The following is a 22,250-nucleotide window of genomic DNA, read 5'->3' on the forward strand; positions in this document are numbered from 1 at the left end:
CTGCTGGAATTGGTCAGCGGCCTGGTGCTGCTGATCATCGGTGCCGAAATCCTGGTACGCGCCGCCGTGCGCCTGGCCGCGAGCCTCAAGGTGCGGCCGCTGATCATTGGCCTGACAATCGTCGCCTTCGGCAGCAGCGCGCCGCAGATGACCGTCAGCCTGCAAGCCACCTTGGCCGGCAACACCGATATCGCCGTGGGCAGCGTGATCGGCAGCAGCATCTTCAACATCCTGGTGACCCTGGGCCTGTCGGCATTGATTATTCCCCTGCGAGTCTCACGCCAGCTGGTGCGCCTGGACATTCCGGTGATGATCCTGGCCGGGCTGCTGGTGTTCACCCTCGCGGCCAATGAAGAACTCACGCCCATCGACGGCCTGGTGCTGCTCGTTGCCCTGCTTGCCTACCTGGGCGTGTTGCATTACCAGACGCGCCATTCCCGCCGCCCACGCACACTGGACACCGTCGCCCGCGCCCCCTGGTTGAGCAGTGTGCTGCTGATATTCGGCGGGTTGTTGGTCTTGGTGCTGGCCGGGCATTTGCTGCTGGGAGCGGCGGTGGATGTGGCTGGCGACCTGGGCCTGTCGGAGCGCGTGATCGGCCTGACCCTGATCGGTGTCGGCACCTCGTTGCCGTGCCTGGCGACGTCACTGATTGCAGCCCTGCGCGGCGAACGTGAAATTGCCGTGGGCAACGTGATCGGCAGCAACCTGTTCAACCTGCTCGGTGTACTGGGCCTGACCGCCCTGCTCGCGCCCTCCCCCCTGTCGGTGTCGCCCAACGCCCTGGATTTCGACCTGCCGGTGATGCTCGGCGTGGTGGTGCTGTGCCTGCCGGTGTTCTACACCGGCTACCGCGTCACCCGCGCCGAAGGCCTGGTGCTGCTGGGCTTGTACCTGGCGTACGGCCTGCATGTGATGGCATTCACCACTGGCATGCCCCTGGCGAACAAGCTTGAACAACTGATGCTGTACTACGTCCTGCCAGTGCTGGTGGCTTTCCTGTTGTTCAGCACGCTGCGAGCCTGGCGCCGCCAACACAAGAGGGAATCGCAATGACCGATCAGAAAAAGCCTGGGGTTGAAATGCGTCGCCAGGTCATGGGCGACGTGTTCGTCGACCGCGCCCTGGGCAACGCCACCGAGTTCAGCCAGCCGCTGCAGGATTTCGTCAACGAACACGCCTGGGGCAGTGTGTGGAACCGCGAAGGGTTACCGCTGAAGACCCGCAGCCTGATCACCCTCGCCGCCCTCACCGCGCTCAAGTGCCCGCAAGAGCTCAAGGGCCACGTGCGCGGCGCGCTGAACAACGGGTGTACGGTGGAAGAGATCCGCGAAGCGCTGTTGCATTGCGCGGTATATGCCGGGGTGCCGGCGGCGATTGATGCGTTTCGGGCGGCGCAGGAAGTGATCGATGCCTACCAGGCCAATAAGCAGTGACGGTTAGCGAGCGATCACAGGCAAGGCAGCTCCCACTGGGTTGATGTTTAGTACGCTTAAATGTGGGAGCTGGCTCGCCTGCGATTGGCCCTCACACACACCGGGAAAATCAGATCCAACCACCCGCCTGCAACACAAAGATCCCGATATTCGTGGTCACCGCCGCCATCAAGGTGGTGATCACGATAATCGCCGCCGCCAGCTCATGATTGCCCTCGGCCGCCCGCGCCATGACAAAGCTGGCCGCTGCAGTCGGTGCACCGAAGTACAGGAACAGAATCCCCAGCTCCGGCCCCCGGAACCCCAGCAGCCAGGCGCCCAACGTCGCGACCAGCGGCAGGCCGATCATCTTCACCAGGCTGGCGCTGAGGGCCATGCTCCCGCTTTTGCGCAGAGCCGCCAGTGACAGGGTGCCACCGATGCAGATCAACGCGAGCGGCAAGGTCATGTCCGCCAGGTACTGGCCCGAAGACTCCAGCCAACCCGGCAAGCCAATCTGGAACACCGCGAACGGCGTGGCCGCAATCACGCTGATGATCAGCGGGTTGGCCACCACGCTCTTGCAGATGCTCCACGGGTCGGACTTGATCACCGGGCTGTACACCGCCAGCACGATGGTCGACAGGGTGTTGTAGAACAGAATCACCAGCGCGGCGAGAATCGCGCCGAGGGAAATCCCGTAGTCGCCGTACATGCTGGCGGCCAGCGCCAGCCCGATCACGCCGTTATTGCCGCGAAATGCACCCTGGGTATAAATGCCGCGGTCTTCACGTGGGCAACGCAAGATCGCCCAGCCCCAGGCCAAGGCAAAGCTGAGCAACGTGGCGACGGCAAAATAAATCAGCAAGCCCGGCTTGAGCGCCGAGTGCAGGTCGGCATGCAGAATGCCAAGGAACAACAACGCCGGCATGGTGACGTTGAACACCAAGGACGACGCCGTGTGGATAAAGTTGTCGTTGATCCAGTTGATGCGCTTGAGCAGCACACCCAGGAACAGCATGGCAAACACCGGCGCGGTGATGGTGAGGGTGGTAAGGAAAATTGCCAGCATGCCGGTGAACCTTGGTGAGCGTCGTTAGGTGGCTAATGATAAGCCATGCAGCCCGATTCGTCCGGGCAACGCTGATCAAATGTGGGAGCTGGCTTGCCGGCCCCCACAAGGTCCGCGACGGTCTCAGGTGATGGGCGCCGGGTTGAACAAGGTGATGTCGTTATGCAGTTTATGGTGCTCCGCCCACGTCTGCTTCTTGCCGCTCGCCACATCCAGGTAAAAGTGAAACAACTCCCAGCCGAGCTCCTCGATGGTCGCGCGCCCGGTGGCAATGCGCCCGGCGTCGATATCGATCAGGTCCGGCCAGCGCTGCGCCAGTTCCGTTCGGGTAGAGACCTTCACCACCGGCGCCATTGCCAGCCCGTAAGGCGTGCCGCGCCCGGTGGTGAACACATGCAGGTTCATCCCCGCCGCCAGTTGCAGGGTACCGCACACAAAGTCACTGGCGGGTGTGGCACAAAAGATCAGGCCCTTGCGCTTGAAGCGCTCGCCAGGCCCCAGCACCCCATTGATCGCGCTGCTGCCGGACTTGACGATAGAGCCCAGGGACTTCTCGACGATATTCGACAAGCCACCCTTCTTGTTACCCGGCGTGGTGTTGGCACTGCGGTCCGCTTCACCCTTGGCCAGGTAGCGGTCGTACCAGTCCATTTCCCGGACCAACTCCTGGGCAACGGCCTCGCTTTCAGCGCGAGACGTCAGCAGGTATATCGCATCGCGAACTTCCGTTACTTCGGAAAACATCACCGTCGCCCCGGCCCGCAGCAACAAATCCGAGGCATACCCCAGCGCGGGGTTGGCGGTGATGCCGGAAAACGCATCACTGCCGCCACACTGCATGCCCAGGATCAACTCGGACGCCGGCACGGTTTCGCGGCGGCGCTGGTCGAGTTTCTTCAAGCGCGTCTCGGCCAGCGCCATGATCTGCTCGATCATTTCAGTAAAGCCGTGGCTGGAATCCTGCAACCGATACAGCCACGGCTCACTCAGGTCGACCGAGCTGTCGTTGTCGTGCATCACTTGCCCGGCCTGCAATTTCTCGCAGCCCAGGCTGATCACCAGGGCCTCGCCCCCCAGGTTCGGGTTGCGCGCCAGGTTGCGCACGGTGCGAATCGGGATGTAGGCATCCGTCGCAGTGATCGCCACGCCGCAGCCGTAGCTGTGGGTCAGCGCTACCACGTCGTCGACATGCGGGTACTTCGGCAGCAATTCGTCCTTGATGCGCTTGACCGCGTGGTCGAGCACGCCCGTGACGCACTGCACCGTGGTGGTGATACCGAGGATATTGCGCGTGCCCACGGTGCCGTCGGCGTTGCGATAGCCCTCGAAGGTAAAGCCTTCCAGCGGTGCCTGGGTGTCAGGCACCTCGGTGGACAGCGGCAAGCTGTCCAGCGGCGGCGCGGTGGGCATGCGCAGTTGATCTTCCTGCACCCAACTGCCGCGCGGAATCGGCGCCAGGGCGTAACCGATGGTCTGGCCGTAGCGAATGATCTGACCGCCTTCAGGGATATCTTCCAGGGTCACCTTGTGGCTCTGCGGGATGAAATCCACGGTCACCAGGCCGTCCGGGAACTCGGTCCCGGCCGGTACGCCCTGGTCATTGACCACGATCACCACATTGTCGCGCTCGTGAAGACGAATCGAGCGCGGTGAGTCGGCATGTTCAATCAACTGCATCACACGGCCCCTCAGGAATGCGCTTCGGTTAGGTTGGTCAACTCAGGTCCCTTGGTGGGCGGCTCTTTGAGTACTACACGTTTGATCGGGCCAACGATGACCAGGTAACTGAACACCGCCACCAGCGCATTGGCGCCGACGAACACCAAGGCCCACTTGAACGAACCGGTGGTGCTGATGATGTAGCCGATGACGATCGGCGTAGTGATCGATGCGAGGTTACCGAAGGTGTTGAACAAGCCGCCACTGAGGCCGGCGATTTGTTTCGGCGACGTGTCGGACACCACCGCCCACCCCAGTGCGCCAACGCCTTTACCGAAGAAGGCCAGGGCCATAAAGCCCACCACCATCCATTCGATATCCACATAGTTGCAGGCCACGATGCTGCTGGAGATCAACAGGCCACCAATGATCGGCGCCTTGCGTGCAAAGGTCAGGGAGTGACCCTTGCGCAGCAGGTAATCGGAAATCACCCCGCCGAGCACGCCGCCGATAAACCCGCAGATCGCCGGCAACGACGCAATGAAACCCGCCTTGAGGATAGTCATGCCCCGGTCCTGCACCAGGTACACCGGGAACCAGGTGAGAAAGAAGTAGGTGATGCCATTGATGCAGTACTGGCCCAGGTAAACGCCGAGCATCATGCGGTTGGTCAACAACTGGCGGATGTAGTCCCACTTCGGACCGTCGGTTTTCTTGCCCTTGCCTTTGTCCTGGTCCATATCGACCATCGCACCATTGGCGGCGATATGGTTGAACTCGGCCTCGTTGATCATCGGATGCTGGCGCGGACTGTGGATGACTTTCAGCCAGATCAGCGAGAAGAGGATGCCGATCACGCCCATCACGATAAACACGTGCTGCCAGCCGAAGCTGTAGACGATCCAGCCCATCAACGGTGCAAACAACACGGTGGCGAAGTATTGCGCCGAGTTGAAGATCGCCGACGCCGTACCGCGTTCAGCGGTCGGGAACCAGGCGGCCACGATCCGTGCGTTACCGGGAAAGGACGGCGCTTCGGCCAGGCCCACCATGAAGCGCAGCATGAACAGCGCAACAACCGCGGTAGAGACGCCAAACTCACCGACGTAGCCTTGCAGCACGGTAAACAGTGACCACGTGAAGATGCTCAGGGCATAGACTTTTTTCGAACCGAACCGGTCCAGCAGCCAGCCGCCGGGAATTTGCCCGGCCACGTAGGCCCAACCGAAAGCAGAGAAGATGTAACCCAGGGTGACCGCGTCGATGCCGAGGTCTTTTTGCAGGCTGGAGCCCGCGATGGCGATGGTGGCCCGGTCGGCGTAGTTGATCGTGGTCACCAGGAACAGCATGAGCAGGATCAAATAGCGGACGTGGGTCGGCTTGGTCGCTTGCATGTAGAAGTACTCCCACTAATTATTTTTTTTGCGGGTAATTGCCTAGTTGTCGATGAGGACCGCTTTTAGGTGAGAGCCGGGCGTGCCCGCGATACAGGCAACTCGGTGTGTCAGGCGCACACCGATGATGCTATCGCAGGCACGCCAGCCACTAACAAGCAGGCGCCTCGGGTACTGCGTATTACGAACCGATGTAGCTGGTCTTCACCACGGTGTAGAACTCTTGCGCATAGCGACCTTGCTCGCGTGAACCGTAGGAGGAGCCCTTACGGCCACCGAATGGAACGTGATAGTCCACGCCGGCAGTCGGCAGGTTGACCATCACCATCCCGGCCTGGGAATGGCGCTTGAAATGGTTGGCGTACTTGAGCGACGTGGTGGCAATGCCCGCCGACAGGCCAAACTCAGTGTCGTTGGCCATCGCCAGCGCTGCCTCGTAGTCCGCCACGCGCACGACGTTGGCGACCGGGCCGAAGATCTCTTCACGGCTGATACGCATGGCGGCTTCGCTGTCGGCAAACAGCGTCGGTGCCAGGTAGTAGCCTTCGGTGTCACAGGTGACCAGGCCGCCACCGCTGACCAGCCGCGCACCTTCGCTCTGGCCGATGTCGATGTACTTGAGGTCCTGGTCCAACTGGGCCTGGGAAACCACCGGGCCGATGTCAGTGCCGCTTTTGAGGGCGTGGCCGACCTTGATCGACTTCATGCGCTCAGCCATCGCCGCAACGAACTGGTCGTGGATACCGGCGGTGACGATCAGGCGGCTGGACGCCGTGCAACGCTGGCCGGTGGAGTAGAACGCGCTCTGTACCGACAGCTCGACGGCCTGCTTGAGGTCCGCGTCGTCGAGGATGATCTGCGGGTTCTTGCCGCCCATTTCCAACTGGACCTTGGCCTGGCGCGACACGCAACTGACGGCGATCTGACGACCGACACCGACAGAGCCGGTAAAACTGATGCCATCGACCTTCGGGCTGTTGACCAGCACATCACCCACGACGCGGCCGCTGCCCATCACCAGGTTGAACACACCGGCAGGGAAACCGGCGCGAGAAATGATTTCGGCCAGGGCCCAGGCACAGCCCGGTACCAACTCGGCAGGCTTGATCACCACGCAGTTACCGTAGGCAAGGGCTGGGGCGATCTTCCAGGCGGGGATGGCGATCGGGAAGTTCCACGGCGTGATCAGGCCAACCACACCCAGGGCTTCACGCGTGACTTCAACGTTAACGCCAGGGCGTACCGACGGCACGTAGTCACCAGACAAGCGCAGGCATTCACCGGCGAAGAACTTGAAGATATTGCCAGCGCGGGTCACTTCGCCAATGGCTTCGGGCAAGGTCTTGCCCTCTTCACGGGCCAGCAGGGTGCCGAGTTCTTCGCGGCGCGCGAGGATTTCGCTGCCGACTTTGTCCAGGGAGTCGTGTCGAGCCTGGATGCCAGAAGTGGACCAGGCCGGAAATGCCGCACGGGCAGCGTCGATGGCGGTGTTGACCTGGGCAACATCAGCCTTGGCGTATTCACCGATGACATCGGACAACTCCGACGGGTTGAGGTTGACGCAGTAATCGGCACCGGCCACCCATTGGCCGTTGATGTAGTTGTCAAAACGTTGGGCTTGGGACACAAATCTTCTCCTGACGCAAAAGGCCGCTGATCACTCAGCGGCCTTGTAGATGGGTTATTGCGCGCCTTGCTTGTCGATCAGCGCGGCCAGTGCTTCATATTCTTCTGGCAGCAGGTCGGTCAGCGGCGTACGCACCGGGCCGGCGTCATAGCCTGCGATTTTTGCACCGGCCTTGACGATGCTCACCGCATAGCCGGCCTTGCGGTTACGGATGTCCAGGTACGGCAGGAAGAAGTCGTCGATGATCTTGGCGACGGTGGCGTGATCGTCCTTGGCAATCGCGTGGTAGAAGTCCATCGCGGTTTTCGGGATGAAGTTGAACACCGCCGAGGAGTACACCGGCACGCCCAGGGCCTTGTAGGCAGCGGCGTAAACCTCTGCAGTCGGCAGGCCGCCGAGGTAGCTGAAACGATCACCCAGGCGACGGCGGATCGAGACCATCAACTCGATGTCACCCAGGCCATCCTTGTAGCCGATCAGGTTCGGGCAGCGCTCGGCCAGGCGTTCCAGCAGCGGCGCGGTCAGGCGGCAGACGTTGCGGTTGTACACCACCACGCCGATCTTGACCGATTTGCACACCGCCTCAACGTGGGCGGCGACGCCGTCCTGGCTGGCTTCGGTGAGGTAGTGCGGCAGCAGCAGCAGACCCTTGGCACCGAGGCGCTCGGCTTCCTGGGCGTACTCGATGGCCTGGCGGGTCGAACCGCCGACACCGGCAAGGATCGGCACGCTGGTGGCGCAGGTATCAACAGCGGTTTTCACCACCTGGGAGTATTCGCTGGCGGCGAGGGAGAAAAACTCACCGGTACCACCGGCAGCGAACAGGGCAGTGGCGCCGTAAGGGGCGAGCCATTCCAGACGCTTGATGTAGCCCGCCTGGTGGAAGTCACCCTGGGCGTTGAAATCGGTCACCGGAAAAGACAGCAGACCGTGGGAGAGGATGGACTTCAGTTCTTGTGGATTCATTATTCGAACACCCTGGGCGAAGACTTTCTGTCGAAAGGTTGTTGTTGGTTTTGGTGATGTCGTACGTCATCGTACAACTATAAAAAGATTCGTCAACAGCAATTCATCAGACTTCATCCTTCGCCGAGTTGAAGCGTGAGTTCTTGACGTAGGAAGTTTTTCCTCTATGCTCGCATTAACTGTATATACATACAGTTATTACGGAAGATTCCTACGACATAGCAAGGAGCTAACATGTCAGGCCTAGAACTCGCGGCACCCGAAAAGAACCCGCCCACCCTGCGTTTCGAAGGGGGTGAACACACCGCCATTGGCGACGACACGCTGTTGCGTTTCGTCAAGGAAGCCCCGGCGATCCCCGCACGCCAAGTCGAACTGCACCTGCCCAACGGACTGGCGCTGACGTATGGCCAAGTGATCGCACTGGGCGGCGACTTCTATGGCATCCCAGGCCAGCCCATCAGCGACGGTGCCTCGCCTGCGGAACGCGTGCAACGCTTTAACGCCGCCTTCAACAGCCTGGCGGTGCTGCCTGCCTCGCGGGAAGAAGCGCACAAGATCCTCGCGGTGATGCAAAAGGAGATCAATGCGGTCAAGCAGGCGATCAAGGACGGCAAGCAAGCCCATGAGGCTTATGACGCGCTGGGCGATTCGTTGTCTGAAGAGTGGAACCGCATCACCGGAGGAGGCAGCGCCGTTTCGGCACTGATTCCATTGGGACGCTACCTGAAATTGGCGGCGGACAATGCCGACCACTTCGGCGAATGGGCACTGTCGGCCTACCTTGCCGGCCATACGGCGGCGTTGCAGCAGGCAGTGGTGGCGCATCAAACAGGCACCGACCAGGCACTGGAACTGGCGTATGCCATGAACAGTTTTGCTGATCACTTCTTGACCGACCTGTTCTCCGCCGGCCACCTGCGCGTACCGCGCAAGCAGTTGGCTGCAGTCGTGACACCCGGCGAATTGGGTTCGCTGATCAGCCGTTTCATGCACGACGAAGACAGCAAGTTCGGGCTCAAGGTACGCAATGCCCACGGAGACGAATGGCATGCCTATGGGGATAAACGCTACTTCGACGCCATCGACGCGGACAACCGGGAGCAGGTCAAACGCGCGGTGCAAGCATCGGCGGATGAGATCTTCGATACCTTTATCAAGGGTGTTGCCCCCTCCCCGGCCGAATTCCAGGCGCCCCTGTATGTGCCGGATCTGAATGCCGCGCAAAACTCGGCAAATAATTTCTCGCCGCTGTTCAAGATGGAGGGAAACAAAGTGTTGCGCCGCAAGGACGTGAATGACTTGAACGACAAGCACTGGACCAATGATTGGTGGGGATGGAGTACGTATTTGCTGCTCAAGGATTACAAACCGAATACTCCTACGTGAGGAATACCGTTTATCGAAACTGTGATTTCTAACAGTTTCATACAGCGCCGCTGCGGTGGATAAGGTGGCTCAGGAGCCAGGAATCTGAATCCTGGGTTGACCTACCACCGCAATGGCATCGGAGCGCTCATCATGGAGAACCCAGTCCCTGGCCTCACTATCACTGTCACTGGCCCCTTTGACCAAGCGGAGATCAGCCTGTCCACGTTCACAGGCCCTTTGGTGGTCTTCATTCCAGAAGACGCTCGCCTCTTTCCAGAGGGGACGGTGTACGCGATTCTGGGCGCTGATCCGGAAGAGCCTGCCTGGTCGGGGGACAAGATCAGCGCAGGTGAATGTCCGGAGGATGCGCAAGACTATCAACAGCTTCCGAACCTGACAGTGGAGGTTCCCAAATCAGCCTTGGAGCGATTTGCAGACCAGACCACACTGCTGCGCTATCAAACCATCGGTGAATCCAGCGTACCGCTGAGCTCTGCGCCGATTTCGCTGACCATCAACAGATAGCTCACCCGCGCTGCGCTTGCGCCTCTTCATGGGCATGGCGCAGCCGCTCCCGGCTGTTGGTCAAATGCAACCGCATGGCCGCCCGCGCCGCATCCGAATCCTGGCGGGCAATCGCCTCATAGATCTCTTCATGCTCACGACTCAGGCGCCCCATGTAGTGCTGCTGGTCATCATGGGCCAGCCGCGCCGAATTGAGGCGGGTACGCGGGATGATGCTGGTGCCCAGGTGGGTCATGATGTCGGTGAAGTAGCGGTTGCCGGTGGACAGGGCAATTTCCAAGTGGAACGCGAAGTCTGAGGCCACAGCATCGCCGGCATGGGCGGCACTTTCATTCAAGGCATCGAGTGCCGCACGCATGGCGGCCAACTGTTCGTCACTACGACGTAACGCCGCGAGGCCTGCCGACTCCACTTCCAGGCTGATCCGCAGTTCCAGAATCGCCAGTACATCACGCAGGGTCACCACCGTGGCCGGGTCGATGCGAAAGCCACTCGGGCTCGGTGTGTCCAGCACGAAGGTACCGATACCGTGACGGGTTTCGACCTGCCCCGCTGCCTGCAAGCGTGAGATCGCCTCGCGCACCACGGTGCGGCTGACCCCATGGGCGTCCATGATCGCCGACTCGGTGGGCAGTTTGTCGCCACGCTTGAGTTGGCCGTCGCGGATCTGCTCGGACAACACCGTGACCAATTCCTGGGCAAGGCTACGGCGCTTGCGGGGAAGACGAGGGGCGGTGTTAGCGTTTTCCATGATGAATCATCTTTCTCGGTGAGCTTGAGCACGCATCATAGCCCATGGTGGTTGTACGATCACCGTCTGGCCGCGACTTTCATCCTTATCGTGCGCGCAAAAAAATGCCCCGACGCAGGTCGAGGCATTTTTTCAGCTAACCCCAAGGGGACAGCTCGCTACTTCACGACTTTCAGGCTCGGCCGGCCACTCGGGCGCGGTGGCTCGGAATCCGGTGGCGGCAGATCATCGCCCTCTTCGGTCTCGATCGATTCGTCATCCTCGAAAGGTGATTCCAGATCGAACACCATGCCTTGGCCGTTCTCCCGGGCGTAAATGCCGAGGATGGCGCCAATGGGCACGTACAGCGTATGCGGCACACCGCCGAAACGCCCTTCGAAGCTTACCGCTTCATTGTCCATGTGCAGGTGGCGCACGGCGCTGGGTGATACGTTCAGCACAATCTGCCCGTCGCTGGCAAAACCCTGCGGTACCTGAACCGCAGGAAATTCGGAATTGACCAGCATGTGCGGGGTGCAATCGTTGTCCACAATCCACTCATAGAGCGCGCGGACCAGGTAGGGTCGACTGGAGTTCATCAGCGGCTCCTTAAGCCTTAGCGCATATCGCGTTCGACGCCAGACAGACTCGCCTGGAAAGCCTCACGCGCAAACTGGCGCTCCATGTAATCAAGCAGCGGCTTGGCCGGCCGCGGCAGTTCAATACCGAGAATCGGCAAACGCCAGAGTATCGGTAATAGGCAGCAATCCACCAAACTTTGTTCCTCACTGAGGAAAAAAGGTTTATCGGCGAACAACGGCGAAACGCCGGTCAGGCTCTCGCGCAATTCCTTACGCGCCTGTACACGTGCCGCTTCTTTGCTGCGGGTATCCAGAATCACATCCACCAAGCCGCACCAGTCACGCTGGATCCGATGGATCAGCAGCCGGCTGTTGGCACGCGCCACCGGGTACACCGGCAGCAAGGGTGGATGCGGATAACGCTCATCCAGGTATTCCATCACGACGGTCGACTCCCACAACGCCAGGTCACGATCGACCAGGGTGGGCAAGCTGCCGTAAGGGTTCACTTCGATCAGTTTGGGTGGATGACGACCTGCTTCCACACTGATGATCTCGGCGCTGACACCCTTCTCTGCGAGCACGATACGTACTCGGTGGGAATAGTGGTCGGCGGGGTCGGAGTAACAGGCCAACCGGTTGGTCACGCCCATGGCGGTCCTCCTCGCTTGTTGAAATTATCGAAAGCTCAAAAACGAGCGCGCCCAGAGAGCATCCCTGTAACGCCTGGTACAACCAGACCGCTACGTATTCAGAGATGCCGCTGGGCGCGCAAGATTAACAGCAATTGCTTACGGTTGGATCAATGCACATCCTTCCAGTATTCGCGTTTGAGCAGATAGGCGAATACGAAGAAGAAGGCCAGGTACAGCAACACATACGTACCGATGCGCTGATGCTGCAGTTTGACCGGGTTGGCCGAGTAGGCCAGGAAGGTCACCAGGTTCTTGACCTTCTCGTCGAACTGTTCGTCTGTCAACGAACCTGGGGTTTCTATCTTCAGTTGATCGCACGCTTCATGAGTCAAAGGTGTGCCGGTCAACGGATCGTATTGCTTCTTGCCGTCTTCAACGACCTGAATCTGCTTGCATCCTACCACTTGCTTGCCTTGCAGGCCGACCAGAACGTTAGGCATGCCGACGTTCGGGAACACGCGGTTGTTCACGCCGTAAGGGCGCGCCGGGTCTTCGTAGAAGGACTTCAGGTAGCCGTAGAGCCAGTCGGTACCGCGCACACGCGCCACCAGGGTCAGGTCAGGCGGTGCTGCGCCGAACCAGGTCTTGGCGTCTGCAGGCTTCATGCCGATGGTCATGTGATCGCCGATCTTGGCACCGGTGAACACCAGCTTCTCGAGCATCATTTCATGGGGGATACCGAGGTCATCGGCCACGCGCTCGTAACGCTGGAACTTGGCGCTGTGGCAGCCCATGCAGTAGTTGGCGAACGTACGCGCGCCGTCTTGCATGGCCGCCTTGTCAGACACGTCGATATCGACTTTTTCCAGCTCCGGGCCGCCGTGTTCGGCAGCGAAGGACAGGAGCGGCAGGGCCGCAAGCATCAAAGCAACGAATAACTTTTTCATCAGCCAGTCACCCTTTCCGGAACCGGTTTGGTCTTCTCGAGCCGGGTGTAGAACGGCATCAGAATGAAGTAGGCGAAGTACAGGAAGGTGCAGACCTGCGACAGCAACGTACGCTCAGGGGTCGGCGCCAACACGCCCAGTACACCCAGGATCACGAACGCAATGCAGAACACCCATAGCCAGATCTTGCTCAGCCAACCCTTGTAGCGCATGGACCTGACCGGACTGCGGTCGAGCCAAGGCAGCACGAACAGCACCGCGATGGCCGCGCCCATGGCGATCACGCCCATGAGTTTGTCGGGGATCGCGCGCAAGATCGCGTAGAACGGCGTGAAGTACCAGACCGGTGCAATGTGCTCAGGCGTCTTGAAGGCGTTGGCCTGTTCAAAGTTAGGCTTCTCCAGGAAATAACCGCCCATCTCCGGGAAAAAGAACACGATCGAGCAGAACACGAACAGGAACACCACTACGCCGACAATGTCCTTCACGGTGTAGTAAGGGTGGAACGGAATACCATCCAGCGGGATGCCGTTTTCGTCCTTGTGCTTCTTGATGTCCACGCCATCCGGGTTGTTGGAACCGACTTCGTGCAGCGCCAGGATGTGCAACACCACCAGGCCCAGGATCACAATCGGCAAGGCCACCACGTGCAAGGCGAAGAAGCGGTTCAGGGTGATGCCCGAGATCAGGTAGTCACCACGGATCCACTGGGTCAGGTCGTTGCCAATCACTGGGATCGCACCGAACAGCGAGATGATCACCTGGGCACCCCAGTACGACATCTGGCCCCACGGCAGCAGGTAGCCCATGAAGGCTTCGGCCATCAGCGCCAGGTAGATGAGCATGCCGAAGACCCACACCAGCTCACGGGGCTTCTGGTACGAACCGTAGAGCAGGCCACGGAACATGTGCAGGTAGACGACGATGAAGAACGCCGAAGCGCCGGTAGAGTGCAACAGGCGCAGGATCGAGCCGTACTCGACGTCGCGCATGATGTACTCGACGGAGGCGAATGCCTCTTCCGCCGACGGGGTGTAGCTCATCGTCAGCCAGACGCCGGTGACGATCTGGTTGACCAGCACCAGCAGTGCCAGGGAACCGAAGAAGTAGAAGAAGTTGAAGTTTTTTGGCGCGTAATATTTGCTGAGATGGTCTTCCCACATTTTAGTGGCGGGGAAGCGCGCATCCACCCAATCCATGAACTTGCTCATCACGCGTTCTCCTTATCGAGGCCAATGACAATGAGGTCGTCAGTTTCGTAGGTATGCGGAGGCACGGGCAGGTTCAAGGGAGCAGGCTGGGACTTGTAGACGCGGCCAGCGAGGTCGTAATGGGAGCCGTGGCAGGGGCAGAAATAACCACCGACCCAGTCCTTGCCCAGGTCGACTGGGGCTACTTCCGGGCGGAAGGTTGGCGAGCATCCGAGGTGGGTACAGAGACCGACCAGCAGCAGGATCTCTGGCTTGATCGAACGCACTTCGTTCTTGGCGTAGGCGGGTTGGTCGGAATTCTCGGATTTTGGGTCAGATAACTGGCCTTCGATCTTCTTCAGATTCCCCAGGATTTCCTCGGTACGACGAACAATGAACACCGGCTGGCCGCGCCACTCAGCAATCATCTGCTGTCCTGGCTCGATCTTGCTGATATTCACCTTCACCGGTGCACCTGCGGCTTTCGCCTTGGCACTGGGAAACCATGACCCCACGAACGGGACCGCAGCCCCCACCGCTCCTGCAGCACCCACCACGGATGTGGCTGCTACCAAGAAGCGACGCCGGCCTGCATTCACGCCGTCATTGCTCATTCAGTCCTCTCCCATCAGCTTTTTGGCCTGTTAAATCAGGCGTCTACTAAGTATTAAATCTGAACTTATAAAAATTTTGCCGAATGGTAATGAAAAGCCCCACGTATGACAAGGGAATTGCCCGGGGCTCCGCCTCCAGGCCTTGTAGTATAGGGGGTCTACGGATGTGGCAAGTTGTCACGGCGATTTTTATGCATAAATCGCAGGCAATAAAAAACGCCCAGCTCCGTGAGGAGGCTGGGCGTTTTTGTGGAACGTAAAGCGAATTAACGCTTCGAGTACTGCGGACGCTTACGCGCTTTACGCAGACCGACTTTCTTACGTTCAACTTCACGGGCATCGCGAGTCACGAAGCCAGCTTTGCGCAGAGCGCCACGCAGGGTTTCGTCGTACTGCATCAGAGCGCGAGTGATACCGTGGCGGATTGCGCCAGCTTGACCACTTACACCGCCACCGATAACGGTGACGTAGATGTCGAACTTTTCAACAGTCTCGGTCAGTTCCAGCGGCTGACGAACTACCATGCGGGCAGTTTCGCGGCCGAAGAAGTTGTCCAGGGAGCGGTTGTTGATCGAGATGTTGCCAGTGCCCGGACGCAGGAAAACGCGTGCGGTTGCGGTTTTGCGACGGCCAGTGCCGTAATTTTGAGTCGCCGACATAATGAACTATTCCGTTAAAACTTCAGTTCTTGGGGCTGCTGAGCAGCATGAGGGTGTACAGCGCCCGCATAGACTTTCAGCTTGCGAAACATATCGCGACCCAGTGGGCCCTTAGGCAGCATGCCTTTGACCGCGATTTCGATCGGGGCTTCAGGCTTCTTGGCAATCAGGCCTTCGAAGTTGGAAGACTTGATACCGCCTGGGAAACCGGAGTGACGGTAGTACATTTTGTCGCTTGCTTTGTTGCCGGTTACACGAACCTGCTCAGCGTTGATGATCACGATGTAGTCACCGGTGTCAACGTGAGGGGTGTACTCAGGCTTGTGCTTGCCACGCAGACGGCTGGCGACTTCAGTGGCCAGACGACCCAGGGTCTGACCAGCGGCGTCGACGACAAACCAGTCGCGCTGAACTGTTTCCGGTTTTGCAGTAAAAGTTGTCATTCTTTAATAGCCTCAGGGGCCGCCCTGTAAATTAGACGGCGGATCTTACTGAATAGTGCGTACTTTGACAAGTCAAAGGCAGCCGGATACAGACGCTATCGGGGGCTCGGGTCGGCGCGTCCGTTCAACGGCAAGATTCTTCGGCAGGCGGCGCATCACTTCCACTGCAGAAAGAGGTGGGCAATTATGCAGATTGCGAAAAAAAATTCAACCTGCTTTTATGATTGTTTTCCCCGAAGGAGTACCCGATGGATTATCGACAGCTGGGCCGTACGGATCTGAACGTGAGCGCGATAGCCCTGGGCACCATGACCTGGGGCGAGCAGAACAGCGAGGCAGAGGCCTTCGCACAGATCGAGCGGGCCAAGGCCGCAGGGATCAACTTCCTCGACACGGCCGAAATGTACCCGGTGCCGCCCAAGGCCGACACCTATGCCACCACCGAGCGCTACATCGGTAATTACTTCAAGAGCCGTGGCGACCGCGCCGACTGGATCCTCGCCAGCAAGATCGCCGGTCCCGGCAACACCATCGATTACATCCGCGATGGCCACCTGCGCCACAACCGCAAACACATCGTCGACGCCCTGGACGCCAGCCTCAAGCGCCTGCAGACCGACTGGATCGACCTCTACCAGTTGCACTGGCCGGAACGCAGCACCAACTTCTTCGGCCAACTGAGCTACAAGCACAAGGACGAAGACGACCTCACGCCACTGGAAGAAACCCTCGAAGCGCTGGACGAGCAGGTCAAGGCCGGCAAGATCCGCCACATCGGCCTGTCCAACGAAACCCCGTGGGGCACCATGAAATTCCTGGCCCTGGCCGAAGCCCGTGGCTGGACCCGTGCGGTGTCGATCCAGAACCCCTACAACCTGCTCAACCGCAGCTTTGAAGTGGGCCTGGCGGAAGTCGCGATTCGCGAACAGTGCGGCCTGCTGGCCTATTCGCCCCTGGCGTTCGGCATGCTCAGCGGCAAGTATGAAAACGGTGCGCGCCCGGCCAAGGCCCGCCTGACGGAATACAGTCGCTTCAGCCGCTATTTCAACCCGCAGTCGGAAGCGGCGTGCAGCCGTTACGTCGCATTGGCACGGCAGCATGGCCTGGACCCGGCGCAGATGGCGCTGGCGTTTGTGACGCAACAACCGTTCGTGACCAGCAACATCATTGGCGCCACCAGCCTGGAGCAACTGGACAGCAACATTGCCAGCGCCGACCTGACACTGTCGAAGGACGTATTGGAAGGGATTGAGGCAATTCAGAAGGATCATCCGAACCCAGCGCCTTGATTGATCCTTAAGCCGCCTTCGCGGGCAAGCCCGCTTCCACATTTGAATGTATTCACACATCAAAGTGTGGGAGCGGGCTTGCCCGCGAAGAGGCCTTCAGCAACACCAAAGGTCAAAGCGCCCGCGCAATGATCTCCTTCATGATCTCGTTGGTCCCCGCATAGATCCGCTGCACCCGCGCATCCGCCCACGCCCGTGCGATCGGGTACTCCCACATGAAGCCGTAGCCACCGTGCAACTGCACGCACTCATCGAGCACCTTGCATTGCAGGTCCGTGGCCCAGTACTTGGCCATCGCCGCCGTGGGCACATCCAGCTTGCCCTCCAGGTGCAACGCCAGGCACTTGTCGACGAACACACGACCGATCTGAATCTCGGTGGCCATCTCAGCCAGTTTGAAGCGCGTGTTCTGGAAGTCGGCAATCGCCTTGCCGAACGCCTTGCGCTCGCGGGTGTATTCCAGGGTCCATTGCAACGCCGCCTCGGCTGACGACAGCGCGCCGATCGCTACCGTCAGGCGCTCCTGAGGCAACTCCTGCATCAAGTAGGCGAAGCCCATGCCTGCCTGGCCCAGCAGGTTTTCCTTGGGCACCCGCACATCCTGGAAGAACAGCTCAGAGGTGTCCTGAGCCTTCATGCCCACCTTCTCCAGGCGCTTGCCCTTGTCGAAGCCCGGCGTATCGGCTTCCACCAGGAACAGGCTGGTGCCTTTGGCGCCGGCCTTGGGATCGGTCTTGGCGACGACGATCACCAGTTCGGCAAGGTAGCCATTGGTGATAAAGGTCTTGGAGCCGTTGATCACGTAGTCATCGCCGTCCAGCACGGCGGTGGTCTTGACGCCTTGCAGGTCGGAACCGGCACCCGGCTCGGTCATGGCAATGGCCGTGACCATTTCGCCGGAGATCAATTTGGGCAGGTATTTGTGCTTCAGCGCCTCACTGCCGTAATGCAGGATGTACGGCGCAACAATGTCCGAGTGCAGGGAAAACCCGATGCCGGTCAAACCCATCCGGCCGATCTCTTCGATCACTACCGCGCTGTATAGAAAGTCCGCGCCCAGCCCGCCATATTCCTCCGGCAGGTGGGAGCACAGCATGCCCGCCTCCCCTGCCTTGCTCCACACACTGCGGTCGATGTAGCCCTGTTTCTCCCATTGCCCATGGAACGGCGCCGCATGTTTTTCGAGGAAGGTGCGCACGCTCTCACGGAAGAGTTCGTGTTCCGGGCTGAACAAGGTTCTGGGAATCATGGGTCACCTGCGTGGATTGTCGGACAAAGACGAACCCACAGAGACTATGCCGCGAAGGCATCACGGGACACTGGACACATGCGACAAAAAATAAGACGATCCAGCCGTCTGGTGACCACTTTCCCCTATAAGAATAAATGAAATTATGTCTAACCAAATCTCCACGCCGTTGCGGCGCGTCAGCATTTTGGCCATTGATCGGGTATTTGCTTCAACCCTCATGCAAGCCAAGGATTTCTTCCACCTCGCCAGCCTGCGTTACGGCAAACAGCAAGGCCTGGGCCTGACCCCCGCGTTTGAAACGCGCCTGGTCAGCCCCGACGGGCAATCGGTACGCAGCTTCAGTGACGTGATCATGCCAGTGGACGGCGGCCTGGAAGACGCCGACATCATCGTGCTGCCGGCCTTCTGGGATGACTTCGACGCCCTGTGCACGCGCTACCCGCAGGTGCTGCCATGGTTGCGCGAACAACACGCACGCGGTGCGGTGCTGTGCGGTGAAGCCACCGGGGTGTTCTGGCTGGCCGAAGCCGGCCTGCTCGATGGCAAGGAGGCGACCACCTATTGGCGCTTCTTCAACGCGTTCAGCGAACGCTTCCCCAAGGTTCAGCTCAACCAGGACAAGCACCTCACCGACGCCGACAACCTGTATTGCGCGGGCGGCACCACCTCGGCGTGCGACCTGTACATCTACCTGATCGAGCGCTTCTGCGGCGCCAACATCGCCCAGGCCGTGGCCCGCGACATCCTCTACGAAGTGCAGCGCAGCTATTCGCCGGGCCGCATTGGGTTTGGCGGGCAAAAACTGCATCAGGACGTGATCATCCTGCAGATCCAGCACTGGCTCGAAGAACACTTCGCCGACAAATTCCGCTTCGAAGACGTCGCCCGGGAACACGGCATGAGCATTCGCAACTTCATGCGCCGCTTCCAGACCGCCACCGGTGACAAGCCGCTGCATTACCTGCAGCGGCTGCGTATCGAGACCGCCAAGGGCCTGCTCTCGGGCAGCCGCAAGAGCATCAAGACCATCAGTTACGAGGTGGGTTACGACGATGCGAGTTTCTTTGCGCGACTGTTCAGGCAGCACACCGAGTTGTCGCCGAACCAGTATCGCCAGCAGTTCCAGCAGGCCGCATGACCCCGGTTGAACACGGCCCACTGTTGGCGCTGGCTTGCCTGCGATAGCGGTGTATCAGCGAATACATCGGCTGTTGACCCACCGCCATCGCGGACAAGCCCGGCTCCCACATTGATCTTCAGTGCTGTGGAATCCATCGATAAAAAAAGGCCCGCATCACTGCGGGCCTTTTCATTTCAAGCACATCACTTCAAGGCTTGTGCCCGCGCGACAGGAACTCGTGGGACTGCATTTCCAGCAAGCGGCTCAGGGTGCGCTGGAATTCGAAGTTCAGGCGACCGCCGGTATACAGGTCCTTGAGCTCGACTTCCGCCGAGATGATCAGCTTGACGTTACGGTCGTAGAACTCGTCGACCATGTTGATGAAACGTCGCGCGATGTCGTCGGTGGTGACGCTCATCTGCTCCACGCCGCTCAGGATCACCGCGTGGAAGATCTTGCCCAGTTCGATGTAGTCGTTCTGGCTACGCGGGCCATCGCACAGCTGGCGGAACTCGAACCAGGCCACGTCATCGCAGGTACGCAGCGCGATGATTTCGCGGTTCTCGATCATCAGCTTGTCGTTTTCAACTGCCTGGGTGCATTCCGGCGTGAGCGCGCGGAAGCTCTTTTTCAGGCTCTCGTGGGCCGCTTCGTTCAGCGGGAAGTGGAACAGCTCCGCTTGCTCCAGGTGACGCAGGCGGTAGTCGACGCCGCTGTCGACGTTGACGATCTCGGTGTTCTGCTTGATCAGCGCGATGGCCGGCAGGAAGCGCGCGCGCTGCAGGCCGTCCTTGTACAAGCCGTCGGGCACGATGTTCGAGGTGGCAACCAGGGTCACGCCGTTCTTGAACAGCTCTTCCATCAGGGTGCCGAGGATCATGGCATCGGTGATGTCGGAGACGAAGAACTCATCGAAGCAGATCACCCGCGCTTCTTCGGAGAAGCGCTTGGCAATGATGGTCAGCGGGTTTTTCTCGCCCGGCAGGGTCTTCATCTCTTCGTGCACGCGCTTCATGAAGCGGTGGAAGTGCGTCCGTACCTTCTCCTTGAACGGCAGCGCCTCGAAGAACGTGTCGACCAGGTAGGTCTTGCCACGGCCTACGCCGCCCCAGAAGTACAGGCCTTTGACCGGCGTGTGGTCCTTTTTGCCAAACAGCTTGCTGAACATCCCTGGCTTGTTCTGCGAGGCCGCGATCAGGTCGTCGTACAGGCGCTGCAAATGACGCACCGCATTTTCCTGGGCCGCGTCATGGAAGAATTCAGGGCGTTTCAGATCAGCTTGATATCGTTCTAGGGGCGTCATAATTTCGTTAGCAAGGCAACAAAAACGGGCCGTCACTGTAACGACGGCCCTGGATAATGGCAATCAACCCTTGGTCGGGTTAATCCTCGATGGGGGTCAACGCGACGCGCAGAGCGGCGATGGCAGCATCACGGGACGCTTCGTCGGCGAACTCGGCACTGTCAGCGACAGCGGCGCCGTCCAGCCAAACGCTGAAGCCCAGGGCCTCGGTGCGCAGGTCCAGCGCGTCGCCGCTTTGCAGTTGCTTGGTCACCGCGCCCGCCGCCTTGCCATCGGCAAAGTTGCGCGACAACAGCAGTTGCTCGCCATCGGCCGCCAGCAGGCGGAAGCGGAAGCTGCCGTCGTCTTCGCGGAAACTGACGAAGCGCGCGGCTTTCGCGGCTTTCTTCTTGGTCGCCACCGGCGCTGCAGCCTGGTTGACGAACGAGCGCAGGCCAACGGCCTCACGCAGTTCAGCCAGGAACGGTGCCGCCACGGCACGGGCCTTCTTGGCACCGATCAGCAGCAGGTCTTCCATGTCGGAAGGGCGCGACATCAATTGGTGGTAGCGCTCACGGGCTTCGCCCAGTTGGCCATCCAGCAGTTGGAACAGACGGTTCTTCGCCTCGCCCCAGCCCAGCCCTTGCAGCAGCTCGGCACGGAATTCTGCTTCCTGGTCCTTGGTGGCAAACGCCTGGTACAGGGTGAACAGGTGCGAATTGTCCGGGTCCTTGGCCTCGCCGGGCGCGCGGGAGTCGGTGACGATCCGCGAGATCGCGTCCTTCATGTCCTTGGCGCTGGTGAACAGCGGGATGGTGTTGTCGTAGCTCTTCGACATCTTGCGGCCATCCAGGCCCGGCAAGGTGGCGACGCTTTCTTCGATCAACGCCTCGGGCATGGTGAAGAATTCTTTACCGTTGCCGAACAGATGGTTGAAGCGCTGGCCGATGTCGCGGGCCATTTCCACGTGCTGGATCTGGTCGCGGCCCACCGGCACCTTGTGCGCGTTGAACATCAGGATGTCCGCCGCCATCAGCACCGGGTAGCTGTACAGGCCCATGCTGATGCCCGCATCCGGGTCTTCGCCGGCTTCCACGTTCTTGTCCACCGACGCCTTGTAGGCATGGGCGCGGTTGAGCAGGCCCTTGGCGGCAACGCAGGTCAGCAGCCAGGTCAGCTCGGGAATTTCCGGGATGTCCGACTGGCGATAGAACGTCACCCGGTTCACATCCAGGCCACCGGCCAGCCAGGTCGCGGCGATTTCCATGCGCGAGCGCTGGATGCGCTGCGGGTCATCGCATTTGATCAGGGCGTGGTAGTCGGCCAGGAAGTAGAAGGAATCGGCATTGGCGTCCTGGCTGGCGATGATCGCCGGGCGGATCGCACCGGCGTAGTTGCCCAGGTGCGGCGTGCCGGTGGTGGTGATGCCGGTGAGGATACGGGTACGAGTCGTCATGGGTAATCGCTTATCAGACTGCT

Annotated in this window: 22 protein-coding genes; 6 read left to right on the top strand and 16 right to left on the bottom strand. The window is 60.0% G+C overall.

Annotated features, from left to right (window positions below):
• Positions 1 to 9 precede the first annotated feature (9 nt).
• Positions 10 to 1,056 carry a calcium/sodium antiporter gene (locus tag CQ002_RS05930; RefSeq protein WP_034102177.1) on the top strand — a complete coding sequence of 349 codons (1,047 nt, stop codon included), beginning with the start codon at positions 10 to 12 and terminating at the stop codon, positions 1,054 to 1,056.
• Positions 1,053 to 1,436, top strand: coding sequence for a carboxymuconolactone decarboxylase family protein (locus CQ002_RS05935; RefSeq protein WP_105161655.1), 384 nt, complete (start codon positions 1,053 to 1,055; stop codon positions 1,434 to 1,436). Before CQ002_RS05930 ends, CQ002_RS05935 begins: the two co-directional genes overlap by 4 nt.
• A 109-nt stretch (positions 1,437 to 1,545) precedes the next feature.
• Here CQ002_RS05935 and CQ002_RS05940 read toward each other — a convergent pair whose 3' ends face one another.
• From CQ002_RS05940 to kdgD, 5 genes are all read right to left on the bottom strand, one after another.
• Positions 1,546 to 2,487, bottom strand: a complete 942-nt coding sequence (locus tag CQ002_RS05940) for an AEC family transporter (protein WP_034102175.1) — start codon at positions 2,485 to 2,487, stop codon at positions 1,546 to 1,548.
• Between the two features lie 123 nt (positions 2,488 to 2,610).
• A complete protein-coding gene (gene garD, locus CQ002_RS05945; protein WP_034102174.1) occupies positions 2,611 to 4,164 on the bottom strand; it encodes a galactarate dehydratase in 1,554 nt (517 codons plus the stop codon).
• A gap of 11 nt (positions 4,165 to 4,175) precedes the next feature.
• On the bottom strand, positions 4,176 to 5,540 hold the full coding sequence (locus tag CQ002_RS05950) for an MFS transporter (protein WP_034102173.1): 1,365 nt from the start codon (positions 5,538 to 5,540) through the stop codon (positions 4,176 to 4,178).
• Positions 5,541 to 5,721: 181 nt separating this feature from the next.
• Positions 5,722 to 7,167 carry an aldehyde dehydrogenase family protein gene (locus CQ002_RS05955; RefSeq protein WP_034102172.1) on the bottom strand — a complete coding sequence of 482 codons (1,446 nt, stop codon included), beginning with the start codon at positions 7,165 to 7,167 and terminating at the stop codon, positions 5,722 to 5,724.
• A 54-nt stretch (positions 7,168 to 7,221) separates the two neighbouring features.
• Entirely contained in the window at positions 7,222 to 8,133 is a 912-nt protein-coding gene (kdgD, locus tag CQ002_RS05960) for a 5-dehydro-4-deoxyglucarate dehydratase (RefSeq protein ID WP_034102171.1), read from the bottom strand.
• Positions 8,134 to 8,367: 234 nt separating this feature from the next.
• Between kdgD and CQ002_RS05965 the strand changes: the two genes are divergently transcribed.
• Together CQ002_RS05965 and CQ002_RS05970 are read left to right on the top strand one after the other, a co-directional pair.
• On the top strand, positions 8,368 to 9,522 hold the full coding sequence (locus tag CQ002_RS05965) for a phospholipase (RefSeq protein WP_105161654.1): 1,155 nt from the start codon (positions 8,368 to 8,370) through the stop codon (positions 9,520 to 9,522).
• 132 nt (positions 9,523 to 9,654) lie between these two features.
• Entirely contained in the window at positions 9,655 to 10,029 is a 375-nt protein-coding gene (locus CQ002_RS05970; RefSeq protein WP_144401124.1) for a hypothetical protein, read from the top strand.
• A 1-nt stretch (position 10,030) separates the two neighbouring features.
• On the opposite strand, the gene CQ002_RS05975 is transcribed toward CQ002_RS05970, so the two are convergent.
• From CQ002_RS05975 to rplM, 8 genes are all read right to left on the bottom strand, one after another.
• On the bottom strand, positions 10,031 to 10,780 hold the full coding sequence (locus CQ002_RS05975) for a FadR/GntR family transcriptional regulator (RefSeq protein WP_034102166.1): 750 nt from the start codon (positions 10,778 to 10,780) through the stop codon (positions 10,031 to 10,033).
• 158 nt (positions 10,781 to 10,938) lie between these two features.
• Entirely contained in the window at positions 10,939 to 11,358 is a 420-nt protein-coding gene (locus CQ002_RS05980; protein ID WP_025856284.1) for a ClpXP protease specificity-enhancing factor, read from the bottom strand.
• 17 nt (positions 11,359 to 11,375) lie between these two features.
• Complete coding sequence (locus CQ002_RS05985; RefSeq protein WP_024073431.1) at positions 11,376 to 11,993, bottom strand: glutathione S-transferase N-terminal domain-containing protein; 618 nt, start codon at positions 11,991 to 11,993, stop codon at positions 11,376 to 11,378.
• A gap of 149 nt (positions 11,994 to 12,142) precedes the next feature.
• Positions 12,143 to 12,922 carry a cytochrome c1 gene (locus tag CQ002_RS05990; protein ID WP_034102164.1) on the bottom strand — a complete coding sequence of 260 codons (780 nt, stop codon included), beginning with the start codon at positions 12,920 to 12,922 and terminating at the stop codon, positions 12,143 to 12,145.
• Positions 12,922 to 14,133: a cytochrome bc complex cytochrome b subunit gene (locus tag CQ002_RS05995; protein ID WP_034102162.1), complete on the bottom strand. Its 1,212-nt coding sequence runs from the start codon at positions 14,131 to 14,133 to the stop codon at positions 12,922 to 12,924. The genes CQ002_RS05990 and CQ002_RS05995 overlap by 1 nt, the downstream gene beginning before the upstream one ends.
• The gene (petA, locus tag CQ002_RS06000) at positions 14,133 to 14,726 is read right to left on the bottom strand and encodes a ubiquinol-cytochrome c reductase iron-sulfur subunit (RefSeq protein ID WP_034102161.1); all 594 of its coding nucleotides are present in this window, start codon (positions 14,724 to 14,726) and stop codon (positions 14,133 to 14,135) included. Before petA ends, CQ002_RS05995 begins: the two co-directional genes overlap by 1 nt.
• Before the next feature lie 266 nt (positions 14,727 to 14,992).
• Entirely contained in the window at positions 14,993 to 15,385 is a 393-nt protein-coding gene (rpsI, locus tag CQ002_RS06005) for a 30S ribosomal protein S9 (protein WP_002555064.1), read from the bottom strand.
• Between the two features lie 14 nt (positions 15,386 to 15,399).
• Positions 15,400 to 15,828 carry a 50S ribosomal protein L13 gene (gene rplM / locus CQ002_RS06010; RefSeq protein ID WP_003188508.1) on the bottom strand — a complete coding sequence of 143 codons (429 nt, stop codon included), beginning with the start codon at positions 15,826 to 15,828 and terminating at the stop codon, positions 15,400 to 15,402.
• Positions 15,829 to 16,076: 248 nt separating this feature from the next.
• Between rplM and CQ002_RS06015 the strand changes: the two genes are divergently transcribed.
• Entirely contained in the window at positions 16,077 to 17,117 is a 1,041-nt protein-coding gene (locus CQ002_RS06015) for an NADP(H)-dependent aldo-keto reductase (protein ID WP_034102159.1), read from the top strand.
• A 112-nt stretch (positions 17,118 to 17,229) separates the two neighbouring features.
• Here the strand turns inward: CQ002_RS06015 and CQ002_RS06020 are convergent, their stop codons facing one another.
• Entirely contained in the window at positions 17,230 to 18,366 is a 1,137-nt protein-coding gene (locus tag CQ002_RS06020; protein ID WP_034102157.1) for an acyl-CoA dehydrogenase family protein, read from the bottom strand.
• A 220-nt stretch (positions 18,367 to 18,586) separates the two neighbouring features.
• Here CQ002_RS06020 and CQ002_RS06025 point away from each other — a divergent pair, with 220 nt between their 5' ends.
• Positions 18,587 to 19,507, top strand: a complete 921-nt coding sequence (locus CQ002_RS06025; protein ID WP_174555873.1) for a GlxA family transcriptional regulator — start codon at positions 18,587 to 18,589, stop codon at positions 19,505 to 19,507.
• A 190-nt stretch (positions 19,508 to 19,697) separates the two neighbouring features.
• Here CQ002_RS06025 and zapE read toward each other — a convergent pair whose 3' ends face one another.
• Positions 19,698 to 20,792 carry a cell division protein ZapE gene (gene zapE / locus CQ002_RS06030; RefSeq protein WP_034102154.1) on the bottom strand — a complete coding sequence of 365 codons (1,095 nt, stop codon included), beginning with the start codon at positions 20,790 to 20,792 and terminating at the stop codon, positions 19,698 to 19,700.
• A gap of 79 nt (positions 20,793 to 20,871) precedes the next feature.
• Positions 20,872 to 22,227, bottom strand: a complete 1,356-nt coding sequence (locus tag CQ002_RS06035) for a tryptophan--tRNA ligase (RefSeq protein ID WP_034102152.1) — start codon at positions 22,225 to 22,227, stop codon at positions 20,872 to 20,874.
• Positions 22,228 to 22,250 lie beyond the last annotated feature (23 nt).

The organism is Pseudomonas sp. MYb13, assembly GCF_002980075.1.
GTDB classification, from domain to species: Bacteria; Pseudomonadota; Gammaproteobacteria; order Pseudomonadales; family Pseudomonadaceae; genus Aquipseudomonas; species Aquipseudomonas lurida.